The organism is Acinetobacter sp. NIPH 817, assembly GCF_000368405.1.
Lineage (GTDB): Bacteria > Pseudomonadota > Gammaproteobacteria > Pseudomonadales > Moraxellaceae > Acinetobacter.
Genome location: NZ_KB849418.1, coordinates 256,936 through 276,370, shown reverse-complemented (window position 1 = coordinate 276,370; position 19,435 = coordinate 256,936). Strand labels below are relative to the sequence as shown.

The window sequence follows — 19,435 nt, the reverse complement described above, 5'->3', positions numbered from 1 at the left end:
ACTGTCGGCGCTGATGTATCAAGCGTATAAGTTTGTGTATCGTTAACAGTACTGCTATTACCTGCTGCATCTGTGAAGGTTACTTTAGCATCAATGGTTTTATCTGTATCAGCAACCAAACCACTACCCGGTACACTTACACTCCAAGTACCTGCAACTTTATCAACTGTTGCAGTATATGTTTGACCATTAATAACAACAGTAACGACTGTATTCGTCGCATCTGCCGGAACATTTTTCAAGACACCTGTAATGGTGACATTACCTGATGCTTCTGAAGCATTAATCACGTTGTCAGCAGTTACTGAATCAACTGCAAAGTTGACACCATCTGTATTTGGCCCAACGGCATCGACAATAGCAGTCCCTGGTCCGGAAGTATTGCCAGCAGGGTCTGTTGCTACGGCTGTTACAGTATCTCCATCTTTAAGATCACCAGGATTATCGACTGACCATGTACCATCTGGTCCTGCTACAACAGTTTTCGTACTTCCGTCAGGATAAGTCACAGTCACTGTTGAACCAGGTTCTGCCGTACCTGTAATTGGGTCTGTCCCATTCACCGGGTCAATCACTGGTGAATTTGGTGCAGTGGTATCTACTGTATAAGTTTGCGTATCTTTAACAGTGCTGCTATTACCTGCTGAATCTGTAAAAGTTACAGTAGCATCAATAGTTTGATCTGGATCTGCTTTTAAACCGCTACCTGGTACGCTTACACTCCAAGTACCTGCAACCTTGTCTACAATTGCAGTGTACTCTTGACCATTGATTACAACAGTAACCACTGTATTTGCTGCATCTGCTGGAATATTTTTCAAAATACCAGTAATCGTGACATTACCTGCTGCTTCTGAGGCATTAAGTACATTATCAGATGTAACTGAATTAACAGAGAAAGTTACCCCATCTGTATTTGGTGGAGTCGTATCGGTAGGTGTTGAAGAGTCATTATTACTATCATGGTTCGATGCTGCTGCGATAATACCACCCGCAACTAATGGGATAGCCCACAGCCATGGGTTTATGCCGCCATCGTGATAAAGCAATGGTTCAATTGAAGAAATAGGTTGATAAATGACATCAGACACCAACTCTTGTGGTGCCTCTGCTGGTAAAGCAGCTGGTAAATCTTCAGCTACGAGTGCTTGTGGCTCAACATCACTGTCGGCATCAGCATCCGCATCAGCGTCCGCGTCTGCATCATTTTCAGCATCTTTGAATTTTGCCCAAATTAACTGTCCATTTTCGTCTTGAAAAACAAGGCTGTTATCTTTAGGCTCAGCTGTTCCACTAAAAAAGCCTTCAATAACAATTGTCTCGCCATTTTTCAGGCGAATGACTGCATTGGTTCCCTCCCTATTTACTACCAATACATCACTGGCAGCCACTTTTACCAATACAACCGATGCTTCTGTAAGCGATGCGGAAGTTCCCTTGATGGTTGACAAGGTGTCGTGACTATCCTTGGCAATAATTTGTATTTCAGGCATATCTGTATTCCTTTTATATTATTGATTTAAATGATTTTTGTATAATTCTTTTTACTTAATGTTTTCAAGTTTTTGACCTACAACTTAAAAACATTAAGTAATGTGATCATTTTTACATTAACCACTTTAAAATAAAAAAAACAAATACTAAAGTACCTAAAGAAAAAATTTTAATTAATAGAAATTATATATAAGTCTTCTTTGAGTTTATCTTGTGTTAATTTAATGGAAAATTTCTTTAAATGTTTTATATATAAAACAAATTTCTTTTTTTATATTTACCATTTGTTGAAAAGTCATTTAATTAAAGTATCCATATAACAATTATTAATATCTTAATAAAATAAAATATATTATTAATGATATATATAGAAAAAAAAGGCTTTAGGTAATATTTCACTATTACACTAAAACCTAATTTGTAAATCTTTTATAAAATTTAAAACCGCAAATATTTAGAAATTATCTGGACTCTCAAATCGTTTTACTTCTTGTAACTTATTTGGGTCATGCATTGTTGCAATTCCATCTTCAGTTTTTTGGTCAACCAGAATATCCGGATTAAAAACGGTAATTGTTTCTCTACCCAGTGCATCCTCTCCAACAATATATTGAAAGCCTCTTCGATTCATCTTATGACACAATCGTTGATAGAGACCTTTTAAACCTTCGGTTTCTTCATTCGGATTGTAATAGAAAGCATTCATCACAGCTGGTAGGCCTAGACCACATACGATGCCTGATAACAACACACTAATAAAAGTATAGCCAATCAGGATACTGCTATAAGGACTTAATGCAGGAATATTGGCAACCGCCAAAATCAATGCAAGTGAAATCCCTCCTCGTACCCCACCCCAAGATAAAATGGTTAAACTACCATTATAACTTTTCATTTTCCGCATATTCGGGAAAAAGGCAAAAGCCATGAAGTTGGCTGCAAAACGAGAGATATGTAGGATAAAGAACGCAACAATACCGCCTAAAATTAGGCTAAAGTTTAAATCAAGAATAAATAACTCTAGACCAATCAAAGTGAACAGGAATGAGTTGATGATTCCTTCTACGGTATGCCAAAAATGATTAACTTCTTGAATCTCTCGCTCTTCTCGTATTTCTTTCCATTTGTTTCCAACAATTAAACCACCAATTACACAGGCAATCGGTGCTGATGCATGGGCAAACAAAGCCACTAAATATGCTCCACTCGCAAGCAAAGCTGTTGTCAAAATCAGGGACTCCATTTCGTGTTTACCACGTAATAGACGCAACACCCCTACCCCAAATGCCCAACCAATACCGACCGCAACCACAATTTCATAGAGTAGAGCTTCTAGTGTCGCCATCAACGAGAAATGTTCACCCTGTAAAACATTGAGCAAAGTCATAAACAATGCAATACACATTGCATCATTAAATAATGATTCACCTTCTAGCTTAACAATCAAATGATGAGGCGCGCGAATCGAACTAAGTACACCTTTAATACCAATAGGATCTGTTGCCCCTAAAGCTGCACCTAAAAGTAAAAGCACCAGAATTGGCACATGATATCCAACCAGTAGTTGAAACCCGTAGAGCAATCCACCAAATAAAACGGCGCAAATGACTAATGCAATGGTGGCCAAGATACTAATTTGCTTCCAGTAACTTTTTAAATCAGAAATTTTAAATTTAAGTGCTGAAGAAGTTAAAATAAAACAGATGACACCATTAATTAAAAAATCATAAAAATCGATATGGCGCACGGCTTCTTCAATATTATGAATATTAATAGTAATAAACTGGTTACCGTTTAGCAGGCTTGCGCCCCATTGCAAAATAAAGACAAAAATTGCTGAGACCAGCGGCACACCAATAGCCTGAGGAAAGCCTAAAATGCGCTTATTGAAGATCGTGGTTGCGATTGATAGCGCAAAAACCACTGTGAATGCTTGTAGTAGAAAAAAATTACCCATTAATACCCTTCTTCTGGGTCAACGACCAAATAAGTGAAACTTTGTTAGATCGACCAAACTTAATAAAAAACTGGCATAAAGAATGCCATAATCATAAAAAACAGAAATTAGGACACAAGTTTAACGAATTGATTGAACAATCTATCACTCTGTTAAATTTCTTAACATTATTTATAGTTATGATCTAAAAAAACGGATGAGCTTCTTAAATATGTTTAACAAGACTCATCCTAGAAAAAATTAAACTGGATTGTTAAAAGTATCGCATTGGTTAATATCGCCAGTTTTTAAACCAACCTGAAACCAGTGCATTCGCTGTTCACTACTACCATGGGTAAAGCTATCTGGAACAACCTGACCAGTAGAGCGTTTCTGTAAATAATCGTCTCCAATTTTTTGAGCAGCATCCATCGCTTCTTCAATATCACCTTGCTCTAAAAATTGAGTACGTTGCTGATTATGACTCGCCCAAATACCCGCTAAACAATCCGCTTGCAATTCTTGGCGAACAGATAATTGATTACCTTCTCTTTGGCTTGCTTGTGCACGGGCTTGTTGTACTTGTGAAGAAATACCAAGCAAGGTTTGAACATGGTGCCCTACCTCATGTGCAACCACATAAGCTTGAGCAAAATCGCCTGCCTGATCTTGTCTTGAAAGTTCAGTTTGGTTTTGCTCACCAGAAATTCCCATTTGCTGACGCATATCTTTAAAGAATTCTGTATCGATATAAACCTTCTGATCTGCTGGACAATAAAATGGTCCCATTGCAGATTGAGCAGTACCACATCCAGATTGAATCATTCCACTAAATAGCACCAATCTTGGTGGCGTATATGTTTTACCTAACTGTTTAAATATAGGAGTCCACGTATCCTCTGTATCAGCCAAAACAGTTCCAACAAAATCAGAGGCTTCTTTTTGCTCGGGTGTTAAATTTTCTGGCGCAGTTGCATTTGACTGCTGTGATGCAGTGACTTGCTGAGTTGCCTGATAAGCTTGTTGTGGATCAACCCCAAAAAACTTCCACGCAACAAATGCAACAACCAAACCAATAATACTGATACCACCTGCTCTAACACCGCCACCACCTCGACGGTCTTCCACATTGGTACTAATTCGACGACCTTTCCAGCGCATAATTTCCCTCTTATTTTAGAATGGCATCATGAACCCGATGCTTTTTTGGGCCACATTTTTTGTATTAAGCTCACAATTAATAGAACAATTGCACCTGCAACCAGTCCTATTCCAAAATTAATCAGTGTCGGTGTTAAAGCACCAATAATATTGCCTACCGCTGGTATTGTTTCTATATGGTCCACTGTGTTTTCAGTTAAGTGATGAAGTAACGGAATCGTATGATTAATAATCCCACCACCCACTAAAAACATTGCAATGGTGCCTACAATTGAAAGTAATTTCATTAAAATAGGTGCAAAAGCTAATAAACCTCGACCTATAGTCTGCTTAAATGAGGCAGTTTGCTTCGTTAAATATAATCCCAAATCATCAATCTTAACAATCATGCCAACTAAGCCATAAACGCCAATTGTCATCACAACAGCAATAATACTGAGTACGCTTACCTTAGTCATTAAACTAGCTGTAGCCACGGTGCCTAAAGAAATAACAACAATTTCAGCAGATAAAATAAAATCTGTTCGAACGGCTCCTTTTACTTTTTCTTTTTCAAAATTTGCTAAATCTAATTCTTCACTATCAAATTCTGCTTTTGCTTCTTCAGATGTAGTGGGCTTTTTATGCATAATGGTATGAAGAACTTTCTCTACCCCTTCATAACACAAAAATAAACCTCCCAACATTAATAGTGGATTAATCAGCCAAGGAGCAATCACACTAATCAACAAAGCCAAAGGAACTAAAATAAGTTTATTAACAAATGAACCTTTAGCCACTTTCCAAACTATAGGTATTTCGCGATCTGCACGCACACCTGTAACTTGTTGCGCATTTAAAGCTAAATCATCGCCTAAAACACCAGCAGTTTTCTTTGCTGCCATTTTGCTCATTAAAGCAACATCATCTAAAATTGTTGCAATATCATCTAGTAATAAAAGTAAGCCACTTGCCATTTCTTATCCAAGTTTGTATTTATTAGGCTATTGTAAGATGATTTTTTTCAATTTCTGTAATTTTACTGAATAAATTCACAATATTATTTTAAGAAAAGTTTAACCAATCGCTGACGAATTTTTTTTATTTCCCGTACAATAATGCCAATCTTTTATATTGCAGGGCTTACTACCCCTGATTAAGCCAATAAGACAGTGGAATAAATAATGAGTAATGTTGATCAGCGTCCAATTATTTTGACAGGTGACCGCCCAACCGGACAACTTCATCTTGGGCATTTTGTCGGTTCTTTGCGTTCTCGTGTAGGTTTACAGGATAGCCATCATCAACATCTCTTGTTAGCAGATGCACAAGCCCTAACAGACAATGCAGATAACCCAGATAAAGTCCGTCGCAATATTTTGGAAGTTGCTCTAGATTATTTAGCTGTAGGCATTGATCCAACAAAAACCACGATTTGCGTTCAATCATGCTTACCAGCACTGAATGAGCTTACTATGCTCTATCTTAACTTCGTGACGGTTGCACGCTTAGAGCGTAATCCAACCATTAAGTCTGAGATTCAAATGCGCGGTTTTGAGCGTGATATTCCAGCGGGTTTCCTCTGCTACCCTGTTGCACAAGCAGCTGACATTACTGCTTTTAAAGCGACTGTGGTTCCAGTGGGTGAAGATCAAATTCCAATGATTGAACAAACCAATGAAATCGTACGTCGAGTAAACCGTCAGATTGGCCAAGACCTTTTACCTGAATGTAAAGCTTTGCTTTCAAATATGGCACGCTTACCTGGTTTTGATGGCAAGGCAAAAATGTCTAAATCATTAGGTAATACCATTGTTTTAAATGCTTCTGATAAAGACATTAAAAAAGCTGTAAATGCAATGTATACCGACCCAAATCATCTTCGCATTGAAGATCCAGGTCAGGTTGAAGGCAATATTGTATTTACTTACTTAGATGCATTTGACCCAAATAAAGAAGAAGTTGAAGAGTTAAAAGCTCATTATCGTCGCGGCGGTCTAGGTGATGGAACTGTTAAAAAACGCCTTGAAGGTGTTTTAAAAGAATTGATTAGCCCTATCCGTGAACGTCGTGAAGAACTTGCCAAAGATCCTGACTACATTATGGATGTTTTACGTCAAGGTACAGATAAGTGTCGTCTTATTACTCAACAGACCTTAGACGAAGTTAAAGATGGTTTAGGATTATTTAAATTCTAATTCCTTTAAAAATTAAAAGCCCTTCGGGGCTTTTTTTATGCTTATTTTATTCATAGCATAATTTTTTAGAATTACTAATGTATTGACAACTATTCACATGCTTTTACCCTATTAACGTGAAGTAACACTTATTAACGCTAATAGCGATGAAGAATTTCTTAACTATCTCTATTATTCATCATGTAGGTTACATTATATGAACCTCACGACATTTCTCCTTAAACCGAAACTGTTTTTACAGATTCGTTGTTCTACGCAATGATCACCCCAATCATTGCGTATTTTTTTGCTTAAATATTTTGTTTCTTTAGAAATTTTATTTTGGGTTACTTATTTTTTATTTAATAGATAAAAAAACACCGCATCATTTTCAGATGCGGTGTTTTTTTAAGATTCAGAATAAAGCGATTAAGCTAAACCTTTCTCTTTTAAAACTTGCAACATTGTTGAACCAAGCTCAGCTGGGCTACGAGTGTAAGCCATTCCCGCGCGTTCAAATGCAGCGAATTTTTCTTCAGCAGTACCTTGACCACCAGAAATGATCGCACCAGCGTGACCCATACGCTTACCTTTAGGTGCAGTTACACCAGCAATGTAACCTACTACAGGCTTAGTCACGTTAGATTTGATGAATTCAGCAGCTTCTTCTTCCGCTGTACCACCGATCTCACCGATCATGATGATTGCATCAGTATCTGGATCGTCTTGGAACAATTGAAGAGCTTCGATTTGGTTCATACCTGGGATTGGGTCACCACCAATACCGATACAAGTAGACTGACCTAAACCAAGCTTAGTTGTTTGAGCAACAGCTTCATAAGTCAATGTACCTGAACGTGAGATGATACCAATACGACCTGGTTGGTGAATGTGACCTGGCATAATACCAATCTTACATTCGCCTGGAGTAATCACGCCTGGGCAGTTAGGACCAACTAAACGAGTACCGTTACCGTTAGTTTCTAAGTAGCGTTTTGCTTTAAGCATGTCGATTGTTGGAACACCTTCAGTGATCACAACGATTAGGCCAACACCTGAATCAACCGCTTCAACGATAGAATCTAAAACGAATGGAGCTGGTACATAAATTACAGATGCATCTGCATTTGTTTCACGTACAGCTTCTTTCATTGTGTTGAATACTGGTAAGTCAAGGTGAGTAGTACCACCTTTACCTGGAGTAACACCACCAACAACTTTTGTACCGTAGTCTAAAGCTTGTGCAGAGTGGAAAGTACCGTTTTTACCAGTAAAACCTTGTACCAATACTTTAGTGTCTTTATTAATTAATACGCTCATGATTGATACTCCCCTTACGCTTTAACTGCAGCTACAACTTTTTCTGCGGCATCAGACAAGCCGTTCGCAGAAATTAATTTCAAACCAGATTCATCAAGTAATTTAGCACCTAACTCCGCGTTGTTACCTTCTAAACGAACAACAACTGGAACAGTTACATTTACTTCTTGAACCGCTGCAATAATCGCTTCAGCAATCATGTCACAACGTACGATACCACCGAAGATGTTAATTAAAACACCTTGTACAGATGTATCAGCAAGGATGATTTTGAACGCTTCGATTACGCGCTCTTTAGTTGCACCGCCACCAACGTCAAGGAAGTTTGCAGGCTGACCACCATAAAGTTTAATGATGTCCATAGTTGCCATTGCAAGACCAGCACCGTTAACCATACAACCGATGTTACCTTCTAAAGCAACATAGTTAAGGTCGAATTCAGATGCTTTTAATTCACGCTCATTCTCTTGAGATTTATCACGTAAAGCAGCAACTTTAGGTAAACGGTAAAGCGCGTTAGAGTCGATACCAACTTTTGCATCTACACATAAAATATCGCCATTTTCACGAACTGAAAGTGGGTTAATTTCGAATAATGCAAAGTCATTTTCTACAAATGCTTGATAAGCAGCAGCCATAATTTTAACAAATTGGCTGATTTGCTTGTCTTTCAAACCTAAAGCAAACGCAACTTCACGCGCTTGGAATGGTTGTAAGCCAACTAATGGATCAACTTCAACTTTGATAATTTTTTCTGGAGTTTCTTCTGCAACTTTCTCGATTTCTACACCACCTTCTGTAGAAGCCATGAAAGTAATACGACGGCTAGAACGGTCTACAACCGCGCCCAAGTAAAGCTCACGCTCAACTGGGTATACGTCTTCAGCAACAATAATGCTGTTTACTGGTTGACCATTTGCATCAGTTTGATACGTTACAAGACGAGTACCAATAATGTTATTTGCAAACTCGATAACATCTTCTTTAGATTTTGCAACTTTAACGCCACCAGCCTTACCACGACCACCAGCATGAACTTGCGCTTTCATTACAGCGAATTTACCACCAAGCTGTTCGAATGCAGCAACTGCTTCGTCTGCATTGGTTGCCAAGATACCTTCTTGTACCGGCATACCATATTCTTTCAATAACGCTTTAGCTTGATACTCATGTAAGTTCATTTAGTTACCTACTTAACTTTGTTTGTTGTCTTCAATTTGCGCAACATTCTCATGTTGTATATGCAAATTGCTGTCTACCTCTATCACCTTGATGTTTTTTTAATCACACCATCAAATGTGAAAAAGAGCGGAGAACCGCTCTTTATTTTATTTACGCTTACGTTGAATCGCGTGAATTGCACGACCATCTACAGCAAGTGCAGCTTCATGAACAACTTCAGAGAATGTTGGATGACCAAATGTCATTAACTGAAGATCTTCAACAGAAGATACAAATTCAAGAGCGATCATACCTTGGTGTACGATATCAGATGCAGCAGGTCCAATGACATGCATACCTAATAAACGGTCAGTTTTTGCATCAGCAACAAACTTAACGAAACCAGCACCTTCACCCGCCGCTAAAGCACGACCATTTACAGCAAAACCGAATTGACCAGTTTTAACCTCATGACCTTTTTCTTTAGCTTGTTCTTCAGTTAAACCAACCCATGCCGCTTCCGGATGTGTATAGATAACAGAAATGATTGTGTCGTAGTTCACTTGAGCTGCATGACCGTGGATACGCTCAACAGCCATTACACCTTCTTCCATTGCTTTATGAGCAAGCATTGGACCACGAACTAAGTCACCAATCGCATATACACCTTCTACAGAAGTTGCACAGTAATCGTTTACTTCAACTAGACCACGTTCAGTCAATTTAATGCCTGAATCATCAGCCAATAAACCTTCTGCATAAGCTTTACGGCCTACACAAACGATTAATTTGTCAAAAGTCTGAGTTTTTTCTTCGCCACCTTGAGTGTATTTAACAGTCACTTCACGACCATTAACTTCAGTACCAGCAACTTTAGCGCCAATACGAATATCAAGACCTTGCTTAGTTAAAAGCTTTTGGTACTCTTTTGCCAAAGCTTTATCAGCCATTGGTAAAAATGCATCCATTGCTTCAAATACAACAACTTCAGCACCAAGACGACGCCAAACAGAACCAAGTTCTAAACCGATTACACCAGCACCAATAACACCTAAACGTTTAGGTACTTCTGGGAAGTTTAATGCGCCAGTTGAATCAACAATAATATCTTGATCTACAGGAGCTACTGGAATATTTACAGGTACAGAACCAGACGCAAGAATTACGTATTTAGGTTCTAAAACTTGAGTCTCACCTTCGTGTGAAACAAACTCAACTTTTTTACCAGCAAGTAATTTACCAGTACCTTTTAACCACTCAATACCATTGCCTTTAAGCAATTGATCGATACCACCAGTTAATTGGTCAACAATTTTGTCTTTACGAGCAAGAAGCTTAGCAAGATCAAAATTCACTTCACCTGTAGTAATACCGTGATCAGCTAAATGATGCACTGTATCTTCATAACGATGTGAAGAGTCAAGTAATGCTTTAGAAGGGATACAACCTACGTTTAAGCATGTACCACCTAAAGATGGCTTACCGTTGTGAATACGTTTTTCGATACAAGCGACTTTAAAGCCTAGTTGAGCAGCACGAATTGCAGCTTCATAACCACCAGGACCACCGCCAATAACAACAAGATCAAATTGTTGAGACATTGTTTATCTCCATGGTCCGAGATAGAGGATCGCTCTATCTCGGTAATATTATTCGAAGAAATTAAAGATCAAGGATGAGTTTAGCTGGCTCTTCTAACAATTCTTTGATTGCTACCAAGAAACCTACTGCTTCTTTACCATCGATCATACGGTGGTCATAAGAAAGCGCTAAATACATCATTGGCAAGATTTCAACTTGACCATTTACAGCCATAGGACGCTCTTGGATTTTGTGCATACCCAAGATACCAGTTTGCGGCTGATTCAAAATTGGAGTTGAAAGTAATGAACCGAAAGTACCACCGTTAGTAATAGTGAAAGTACCACCAGTCATTTCTTCGATAGATAATTTACCGTCACGTGCTTTAGCAGCATACGCACCAATACCTGCTTCAACTTCTGCATAGCTCATACGATCAGTATCACGTAATACTGGAACAACAAGACCACGATCAGAAGATACTGCAACACCGATGTCATAGTAACCGTGATAAACAATATCGTCGCCATCAATTGACGCATTTACCGCAGGATAGCGTTTAAGTGCTTCAGTTACAGCTTTAACAAAGAATGACATGAAGCCTAAACGAGCACCATGGCGTTTTTCAAACGCATCTTTATATTGCTTACGCAATTCCATGATTGGCTTCATGTTAACTTCGTTAAATGTAGTTAACATTGCAGTTTCTTGAGTTGCAGAAAGAAGACGCTCAGCTACACGCTTACGTAAACGAGTCATTGGAACGCGTTTTTCGATGCGCTCACCAACAGCTACGCTTAACGGAGTAACGTTAGCAGCTGGTTTAGCTTGATGGTTTGCTACATCTTCTTTAGTGATACGACCACCGCGACCAGTACCTTGTACGTCAGCAGCAGCAATACCAGTTTCAGATAAAGCTTTACGAACTGCAGGAGCTTGACCAGATACAGCTTCAGTGCGCTCAACAACAGGAGCTGCACCAGCCTGAGTTTGAGCAACTTCTTGCTCTACTGCAGGAGCAGCAGCTGCACCAGCACCAGCTTCAAACTGAGCAATCACTTCGTCAGAAAGAACTGTATCGCCTTCACCTTTAATGATTGCAACTAAGCTACCATCTGCAGGAGCAACCACTTCTAAAACAACTTTGTCGGTTTCAATATCACAGATTACTTCGTCACGTGATACAGGTTCACCCACCTTTTTGTGCCAAGTTGCGATGGTTCCATCTGCAACAGACTCTGGGAATACCGGTGCTTTAATTTCGGTTGCCATTATTGAGAATCTCCTGATTGTTCAGCTTCGATTGCCAATGCATCATTAATTAGCTGAGCTTGTTGTTTTGCATGCAAGTACGGTGAGCCACAAGCTGGTGCAGCAGAAGCTTCACGACCTGCAAAACTGATACGGATTTGTTTGCCAGATTTTAAAATATCGTCGTATAAACGCGGTGCGATAAATAACCAAGCGCCTTGGTTCTTCGGCTCTTCTTGTGCCCAAACAAGTTCTTTCACGTTTGGATATGCAGCTAAGATTTCCGCAAGACGTTGTTCTGGGTATGGATATAACTGTTCAATACGTACAATTGCGACGTTAGTTAAGTTTTGTTCACGACGTTTTTCGAGTAAGTCGTAATAAACTTTACCACCACAAAGTACAAGACGAGTTACATCTGACTTGTTAATTTGATCGATTTCGTCAATTACAGTTTGGAATGAACCATTTGCAAGCTCTTCTAAAGTAGAAGTCGCAAGTTTATGACGAAGTAAAGATTTCGGTGACATTACGATCAATGGCTTACGAATTGGGCGTACAGCTTGACGACGTAATGCATGGAAAATCTGTGCAGGTGTCGTTGGAGTGATCACCTGCATGTTATCTTCAGCGCATAACTGTAAGAAACGTTCTAAACGAGCTGATGAATGCTCTGGACCTTGACCTTCGAAACCGTGTGGTAACAACATTGTTAAACCACAAACTCGTTCCCACTTAGTCTCACCAGAAGCAATAAACTGGTCAATTACAACCTGAGCACAGTTTACGAAGTCACCAAATTGTGCTTCCCAAATAATTAAGCTCTTAGGAATTGTAGTTGCATAACCATACTCAAATGCAAGAACAGCTTCTTCAGATAATAAAGAATCATAAATTGCAAAACGAGGCTGATTTTCTTTAACGTGACAAAGCGGAATATACGTTGAGCCATCTACCTGATTATGCAATTTTGCATGACGGTGCGAGAATGTACCACGCCCAACATCTTCACCAGTAATACGAACAAGGTAATCTTCATCGATCAAGGTTGCGTAAGCTAAAGTTTCAGCAGCACCCCAGTTCAATGCAGTTTCACCAGTTTGCATTTTCACACGATCTTCAATTACTTTTTGCACTTGACGCTGCATAACAAATCCTTCCGGAAGTTTGCTCATGCCCTCGCCTAATTCTTTTAAGCGATTTAAGTCAAATGAAGTATCCCAATCGTCTGTATAGTCATGGCCCAAATAAGGTGTCCAATCAACAAACATTTTTGTATTTGGTTCAAGCACCAAAGCGTTTGCCACATGGTTTCCGGCTTCTAAATCAGCACGGTAATCTTCAACCATTTGGTCTGCTTCAGCACGATCAATTACTTTGTTTTGAACAAGTTGGTCTGCATAGAGTGTACGAGTTGTTGCTTTTTTAGCAATCACTTGATACATCAATGGCTGTGTACCAGATGGCTCATCTGCTTCATTATGACCACGACGACGGTAACAGAACAAGTCAAGTACTACGTCTTTACGGAATTCGTGACGGAAATCATGTGCTAATTGAGTAGCAAAGATTACTGCTTCAGGATCATCGCCATTCACATGGAAAATTGGCGTCTGAATCATTTTTGCAACGTCAGTACAATATTCAGTAGAACGCGCATCACGTGGATCAGAAGTTGTAAAACCAACTTGGTTATTCACGATAATGTGTACAGTACCACCAACCGTATAGCCACGAGTTTGTGACATCTGGAAAGTTTCCATGTTCACACCTTGACCTGCAAATGCAGCATCACCATGAACAATGACTGGTAATACATCATCACCGCCGATGTCTCTACGACGCACTTGACGTGCACGCACAGAACCTTCAACTACAGGACCAACGATTTCCAAGTGAGATGGGTTAAATGCTAATGCCAAGTGAACTTCGCCACCAGGAGTCATTACATTACTTGAGAAACCTTGATGGTATTTAACGTCGCCAGAACCTTTCTTATGAATAGCTTTACCTTCAAACTCGCCAAACAAGTCTGCAGGGTTTTTACCCATAATATTAACAAGAAGGTTTAAACGGCCACGGTGTGGCATACCAATAACAACTTCTTTACAACCAACAGCACCAGCACGTTGAATGATTTCATTCACCATAGGAATAAAAGATTCACCACCTTCTACACCAAAGCGCTTAGCACCAACGTATTTATTGCCTAGGTATTTTTCAAGTCCTTCTGCAGCGGTTAAACGCTCCAGGAACCCTTTCTTTTGATCATTTGTAAAATTAAGCTGACCACGAACACTTTCAAGACGCTGTTGAATCCAACGCTTTTCTTTTGTGTCCACGATATGCATATATTCAACACCGATTGAACCACAATAGATTGCTTCCATTGCTTCAATCATTTCAGCAAGCGTAGCTTCGCTTTTGCCAATCTCAAGATTGCCAGTGTTAAATACTGTGTCTAGATCTGATTTGGTTAAACCGTGAGCTGAAAGCTCTAAATCTGGAATCTCTTCACGCTTAGCAAGACCTAATGGATCTAACTTAGCTTTTTGATGTCCGCGATTACGATAAGCAGCAATAAGTTGTAAAACGCCGATTTGACGACGCTCATGCTCAGTACTTACCGTACTTTGTACAACAGGTTGAACACGATTAGCATTGCGTCCTAGTAATAGGAATTGCTCACGCACAGCACCGTGTGGTTGGTCACCCTTTGGGTATTTATCGAAATATTGGCGCCAGTCCTCAGCTACAGAGGTTGGGGAAGACAGGTACTGCTCGTAAAGTTCTTCAATATACGCTGCACTATCAGCGGAAAGTTCAGTGTCAAGACGCAATGCGTCAGCAACTTCTTGCATTTGTGGACCCATTTCCTATTGCAAAAAATATTACAGGCTGCCTTTTAAGCACACCCATGATGCATAATGCCAAATTGGTAAAAAAGGCATTACTTACCCAACAGGTCTTTAAGACCATGGGGCGTCATACTACCTAGAGAGGAAACTCCATAGGTAATTAATGAATCACAACACCCTCAATGGCATCATCACTCATCTTATACTCGATTAAAACCGAGCAATTTTTTGCAAATCTTTTTAGAAAAATTAACTTTAAAATTAACTTTTCTAAAATGACTTTAACCATAAAAATTAAGCACAGATCTAAGATTGTGCTACTTAAATTAATTTCAATAGTATACGCTTTTTTCACCTATAACTTTGTGGCAAATCGTATCATGTTCTTAACGAACGATTGATTTTTTTGACACATACCACCTATAAATTGGCGAAATACATATGCGATTTTATCTTTTAATATATGGTGCAATATATAAAAACCTCATCTTTTTCGACCAAAGTCTAAAGTTTACATTATAAAGTTAAAAAAAAACGCACATCAAGGATGTGCGTTCTCTATTTGTGCAGAATTAACCCGCTTGATCTAATAGCATATTACGGATATGACCGATTGCTTTTGTAGGATTTAGACCTTTAGGACATACTGACACACAGTTCATGATACCTTTGCAACGGAACAAACTGAATGGATCGTCAAGACGAGACAAACGGTCTGCAGTAGCAGTATCACGAGAATCAATAATAAAACGGTATGCATTCAACAATGCTGAAGGACCCAAGAACTTATCAGGGTTCCACCAGAATGATGGGCATGAAGTTGAACAACATGCACAAAGAATACATTCATACAAACCGTTTAAGTGTTCACGCTCTTCAGGAGATTGTAAACGCTCTTTAGGTGGAGCTGGTTGGTTATTGATCAAGAATGGCTGAATCTTGTCATATTGATCATAGAATTGGTTCATATCAACAACCAAATCTTTAACCACCGGCAAACCTGGTAATGGACGAATTACGATTTTCTCTGGTAAATCATTCAGGTTTTCTAAACAAGCCAAACCATTTTTACCATTGATATTCACACCATCCGAACCACAAATACCTTCACGGCAAGAACGACGGAATGTTAACGATTCGTCTTGAACTTTCAATGCAAGCAATGCATCAAGCAGCATACGGTGCTTGTCAGTCAATTCAAGCTTGAAAGTTTGCATGTACGGCGCTTTATCCTTATCAGGATCATAGCGGTAGATTTCGAATGTACGAGTACCTCTACTCATCTTTATACTCCCGATTAGAATGTACGTGGTGCTGGCGGAATTGCATCAACAGTCAACGGTTTGAAGCGCACTGGCTTATATTCCAAACGGTTATCTGATGAATACCATAACGTATGTTTCATCCACTCATCATCACGGCGACCGTATGAATAAGTTGGGTGATCAGCTGGTAATTCATAATCAACTACAGTATGCGCACCACGACACTCTTTACGCGCAGCAGCTGAAATTAGAGTTGCTTTTGCAACTTCATACAAGTTTTCAACTTCAAGCGCTTCAACACGTGCAGTGTTAAATACTCTAGATTTATCTTTTAAATGAATGTTACGCACACGTGGTTCAAGAGCAAGGATCTCTTTTACACCCTTATCAAGCAATGCTTGAGTACGGAATACACCAGCGTGATCTTGAACGATATCACGAATTGCATCAGCAACTTCTTGAGCATTTTCACCAGAAGTCGAGTCATCCAATTTACGTACGCGATCTAATGTTTGCTCTAATACGTTTGTTGGAAGAGGTGCATATTCATCACCATGATGCTTAGTTACGTAATCAATAATGTGCTCACCAGCAGCTTTACCAAATACAACCAAGTCAAGAAGTGAGTTAGTACCTAAACGGTTTGCACCATGTACTGATACACAAGAACATTCGCCAATTGCATAGAAACCTTTTACAGGTTTAGTGTAGTTGTCTGTACCCACTTCAGGTAAACACACCTGACCATGCATATTCGTAGGAATACCACCCATTTGATAATGGATTGTTGGTACTACAGGAATCGCTTCTTTTGTAATGTCAACGTTCGCGAATTTTTTACCAATCTCAAATACAGATGGTAAACGCTTCATGATTGTTTCAGCACCCAAGTGAGTCATATCTAGTAAGATATAATCACCTTTTGGACCACAACCACGACCTTCTTTAATTTCTTGGTCCATAGAGCGCGAAACGAAGTCACGTGGAGCCAAGTCTTTTAAAGTCGGTGCATAACGTTCCATGAACGGTTCGCCGTCTTTATTACGAAGGATTGCACCTTCACCACGACAACCTTCAGTCAACAATACACCAGCGCCCGCAACACCCGTTGGATGGAATTGCCAGAATTCCATATCTTGTAATGGAATACCAGCACGAGCAGCCATACCAAGACCGTCACCAGTGTTGATATAAGCATTTGTTGATGCACGGTAAACACGACCAGCACCACCCGTAGCAAATAATGTTGCTTTTGCTTGGAATACTGAAATGTTACCAGTTTCTTGGTCAATTGCTGTTACACCAAGAACATCACCAGCTTCGTTACGGATCAAATCAAGAGCGATCCACTCAACGAAGAATTGAGTACCCATTTTCACGTTGCTTTGATAAAGCGTGTGCAATAAAGCATGGCCTGTACGGTCCGCAGCTGCACAAGCACGTGGAACTGGCTTATCACCATAGTTAGCAGAGTGACCACCGAATGGACGTTGGTAAATTGTACCATCAGCGTTACGGTCAAACGGCATACCCATGTGTTCAAGTTCATATACAACTTTTGGTGCTTCACGACACATAAATTCAATTGCGTCTTGGTCACCTAACCAGTCAGAACCTTTTACTGTATCGTAAAAATGGAAATGCCAGTTATCTTCTTGCATATTACCTAACGACGCACCGATACCGCCTTGAGCAGCTACAGTGTGCGAACGTGTCGGGAAAACTTTAGTGAGTACTGCAACCTTCAAACCCGCTTGAGCGAGTTGGTAAGATGCACGCATACCAGAACCACCACCACCAACGATAACTGCATCGAAAGTGAGGTTTTGAATATTTGAATAATCTTCTTTAGGGGTTATCGCGCCCATGATGTCTTCCTATCAATTCGCCCAGAAAATCTGGATACCCCAGATTGCGTACACAAACACTGCAATAATGACAGCCGTCGTCAGTACAAGGCGTAAACCTTTCGCTGAAGGACCCATTTGACGAGTAGTGACATAGTCAGTAAAAACTTGCCACATACCAATCCATGCGTGTGCGATAAGCGATAAAATTGCCAATAAAGAGAAAATCTTCATTGGTAATGTCATCATGAAACCAGCCCATTGTTGATAGTCAAATCCACCTTTGCAGAGAATCCAACCCAAAAGAACAACAGTATAGGCTGCAAGTACAACCGCACTTACACGCTGGATAAACCAATCACGAGAACCTGAACCAGTTAAACCTGTAGCACTTTTCATTAGAACATAATCCATATAAAGGCTGCGATAATAGCTACCACAGATAAGATCAATGAAATTGTCGCTGCTATACGACCACTTTGCAGTTCTTCAGCAAAACCTAAATCTGCAAGTAAGTGCTTTACTCCAGCAATAAAGTGGAATAACAAGCCGGCTACAAATACCCAAACGATAAAACGTACAAGGATATTCCCAAACACGACATTTTTAACGTAGTCAAATCCTTCTGGTGAAGATAATGATTTATCTAAAATCCATAATAGAACTGGTACTAATAAGAAAACGATGACACCTGATAAACGGTGTAAAATTGATGCAATAGCCACGGGTGAGCGTAAATTTACCGCTAACACCTGACCCATGGACAAATTGACAGGTCTGTTGCTTTTCACAGCGGGCATCCTGTAGGTAGAAACTCCGACCGGAGTTTGTTGAATTAATTCCAAGGAAAGCTGGCATTGTTAGGCAAGCACAGCTCATGCCTAACCTATAAACGACACTGAATTATAAAACGCGAAGTATCAAAATACAAACAATCCACTTTCCCATTTAAGCAAAAAACAATTAAATAAGAATCATTAACAATGATATCACCCTATTAACCCCGTTAAAATGGCATACAGAGTTTCATCATGTTATTGTTTAAAATAACTTTTTATTTAATTTCATTTTTTCTGCAATTTCTTTTAAATAAGCGAATTTTAGACTAAAGATAAAGTTATAAATTCATCATATAAATAGAAAAATGTTAGTAACTGCTCATATTTTCAATAAAAGCTACAATTCAACTAAGTGAAGTTAGTTGGATTCAATACAAATCAGTCAATCTAAAATACATTTGAGAAAGCGATTTTTATTGAAAATAAAATTTATAATTATTTTAACGCAGTTCAATTAGCTATTTTTTATACAATTAAACTTAAAAAAACAGCAACATTCTTTGTTACAACTAAATAAAAATAGAGTGTTTTTTGATTATTAATTTTAAATTACACCATGAGTTTTA

Annotated in this window: 15 protein-coding genes and 1 pseudogene; 2 read left to right on the top strand and 14 right to left on the bottom strand. The window is 39.2% G+C overall.

Going from position 1 to position 19,435, the window contains the following annotated elements; all coding sequences use genetic code 11:
- The 4 genes from F968_RS01270 to F968_RS01255 form a co-directional block, all read right to left on the bottom strand.
- A partial coding sequence (locus F968_RS01270) for a BapA/Bap/LapF family prefix-like domain-containing protein (RefSeq protein WP_004789437.1) occupies window positions 1-1,493 on the bottom strand: 1,493 nt, incomplete at its 3' end.
- Between the two features lie 455 nt (window positions 1,494-1,948).
- Window positions 1,949-3,451: a cation:proton antiporter gene (locus F968_RS01265; protein ID WP_004789435.1), complete on the bottom strand. Its 1,503-nt coding sequence runs from the start codon at window positions 3,449-3,451 to the stop codon at window positions 1,949-1,951.
- A 240-nt stretch (window positions 3,452-3,691) separates the two neighbouring features.
- Window positions 3,692-4,591 (bottom strand): KPN_02809 family neutral zinc metallopeptidase, encoded by a 900-nt coding sequence (locus tag F968_RS01260; RefSeq protein ID WP_004789433.1) that lies wholly within the window; start codon window positions 4,589-4,591, stop codon window positions 3,692-3,694.
- A 26-nt stretch (window positions 4,592-4,617) separates the two neighbouring features.
- Window positions 4,618-5,547, bottom strand: coding sequence for a DUF808 domain-containing protein (locus F968_RS01255; protein WP_004789432.1), 930 nt, complete (start codon window positions 5,545-5,547; stop codon window positions 4,618-4,620).
- Window positions 5,548-5,754: 207 nt separating this feature from the next.
- Between F968_RS01255 and trpS the strand changes: the two genes are divergently transcribed.
- Entirely contained in the window at window positions 5,755-6,768 is a 1,014-nt protein-coding gene (gene trpS / locus F968_RS01250) for a tryptophan--tRNA ligase (protein ID WP_004789430.1), read from the top strand.
- Between the two features lie 408 nt (window positions 6,769-7,176).
- Here trpS and sucD read toward each other — a convergent pair whose 3' ends face one another.
- From sucD to sdhC, 10 genes are all read right to left on the bottom strand, one after another.
- Window positions 7,177-8,067, bottom strand: a complete 891-nt coding sequence (gene sucD / locus F968_RS01245) for a succinate--CoA ligase subunit alpha (RefSeq protein WP_003655479.1) — start codon at window positions 8,065-8,067, stop codon at window positions 7,177-7,179.
- Between the two features lie 14 nt (window positions 8,068-8,081).
- Window positions 8,082-9,248: an ADP-forming succinate--CoA ligase subunit beta gene (sucC, locus tag F968_RS01240; protein WP_003655470.1), complete on the bottom strand. Its 1,167-nt coding sequence runs from the start codon at window positions 9,246-9,248 to the stop codon at window positions 8,082-8,084.
- A 147-nt stretch (window positions 9,249-9,395) separates the two neighbouring features.
- Window positions 9,396-10,829 carry a dihydrolipoyl dehydrogenase gene (gene lpdA / locus F968_RS01235; protein WP_004789427.1) on the bottom strand — a complete coding sequence of 478 codons (1,434 nt, stop codon included), beginning with the start codon at window positions 10,827-10,829 and terminating at the stop codon, window positions 9,396-9,398.
- Between the two features lie 61 nt (window positions 10,830-10,890).
- Window positions 10,891-12,081 carry a 2-oxoglutarate dehydrogenase complex dihydrolipoyllysine-residue succinyltransferase gene (odhB, locus tag F968_RS01230; protein WP_004789424.1) on the bottom strand — a complete coding sequence of 397 codons (1,191 nt, stop codon included), beginning with the start codon at window positions 12,079-12,081 and terminating at the stop codon, window positions 10,891-10,893.
- Entirely contained in the window at window positions 12,081-14,921 is a 2,841-nt protein-coding gene (locus F968_RS01225) for a 2-oxoglutarate dehydrogenase E1 component (RefSeq protein WP_004789422.1), read from the bottom strand. Before F968_RS01225 ends, odhB begins: the two co-directional genes overlap by 1 nt.
- A gap of 157 nt (window positions 14,922-15,078) precedes the next feature.
- Window positions 15,079-15,207, bottom strand: coding sequence for a hypothetical protein (locus tag F968_RS01220; RefSeq protein ID WP_081399426.1), 129 nt, complete (start codon window positions 15,205-15,207; stop codon window positions 15,079-15,081).
- Window positions 15,208-15,490: 283 nt separating this feature from the next.
- A complete protein-coding gene (locus tag F968_RS01215; RefSeq protein ID WP_004789420.1) occupies window positions 15,491-16,201 on the bottom strand; it encodes a succinate dehydrogenase iron-sulfur subunit in 711 nt (236 codons plus the stop codon).
- Between the two features lie 14 nt (window positions 16,202-16,215).
- The gene (gene sdhA, locus F968_RS01210) at window positions 16,216-18,051 is read right to left on the bottom strand and encodes a succinate dehydrogenase flavoprotein subunit (RefSeq protein ID WP_004789419.1); all 1,836 of its coding nucleotides are present in this window, start codon (window positions 18,049-18,051) and stop codon (window positions 16,216-16,218) included.
- Between the two features lie 12 nt (window positions 18,052-18,063).
- A complete protein-coding gene (gene sdhD, locus F968_RS01205; RefSeq protein WP_003655454.1) occupies window positions 18,064-18,429 on the bottom strand; it encodes a succinate dehydrogenase, hydrophobic membrane anchor protein in 366 nt (121 codons plus the stop codon).
- Window positions 18,429-18,830, bottom strand: coding sequence for a succinate dehydrogenase, cytochrome b556 subunit (sdhC, locus tag F968_RS01200; RefSeq protein WP_081399112.1), 402 nt, complete (start codon window positions 18,828-18,830; stop codon window positions 18,429-18,431). The genes sdhD and sdhC overlap by 1 nt, the downstream gene beginning before the upstream one ends.
- Before the next feature lie 497 nt (window positions 18,831-19,327).
- On the opposite strand from sdhC, the pseudogene F968_RS20800 reads away from it, so the two are divergent.
- Window positions 19,328-19,411 (top strand): annotated as a pseudogene (locus F968_RS20800) (hypothetical protein); the annotation flags it as partial.
- Window positions 19,412-19,435 lie beyond the last annotated feature (24 nt).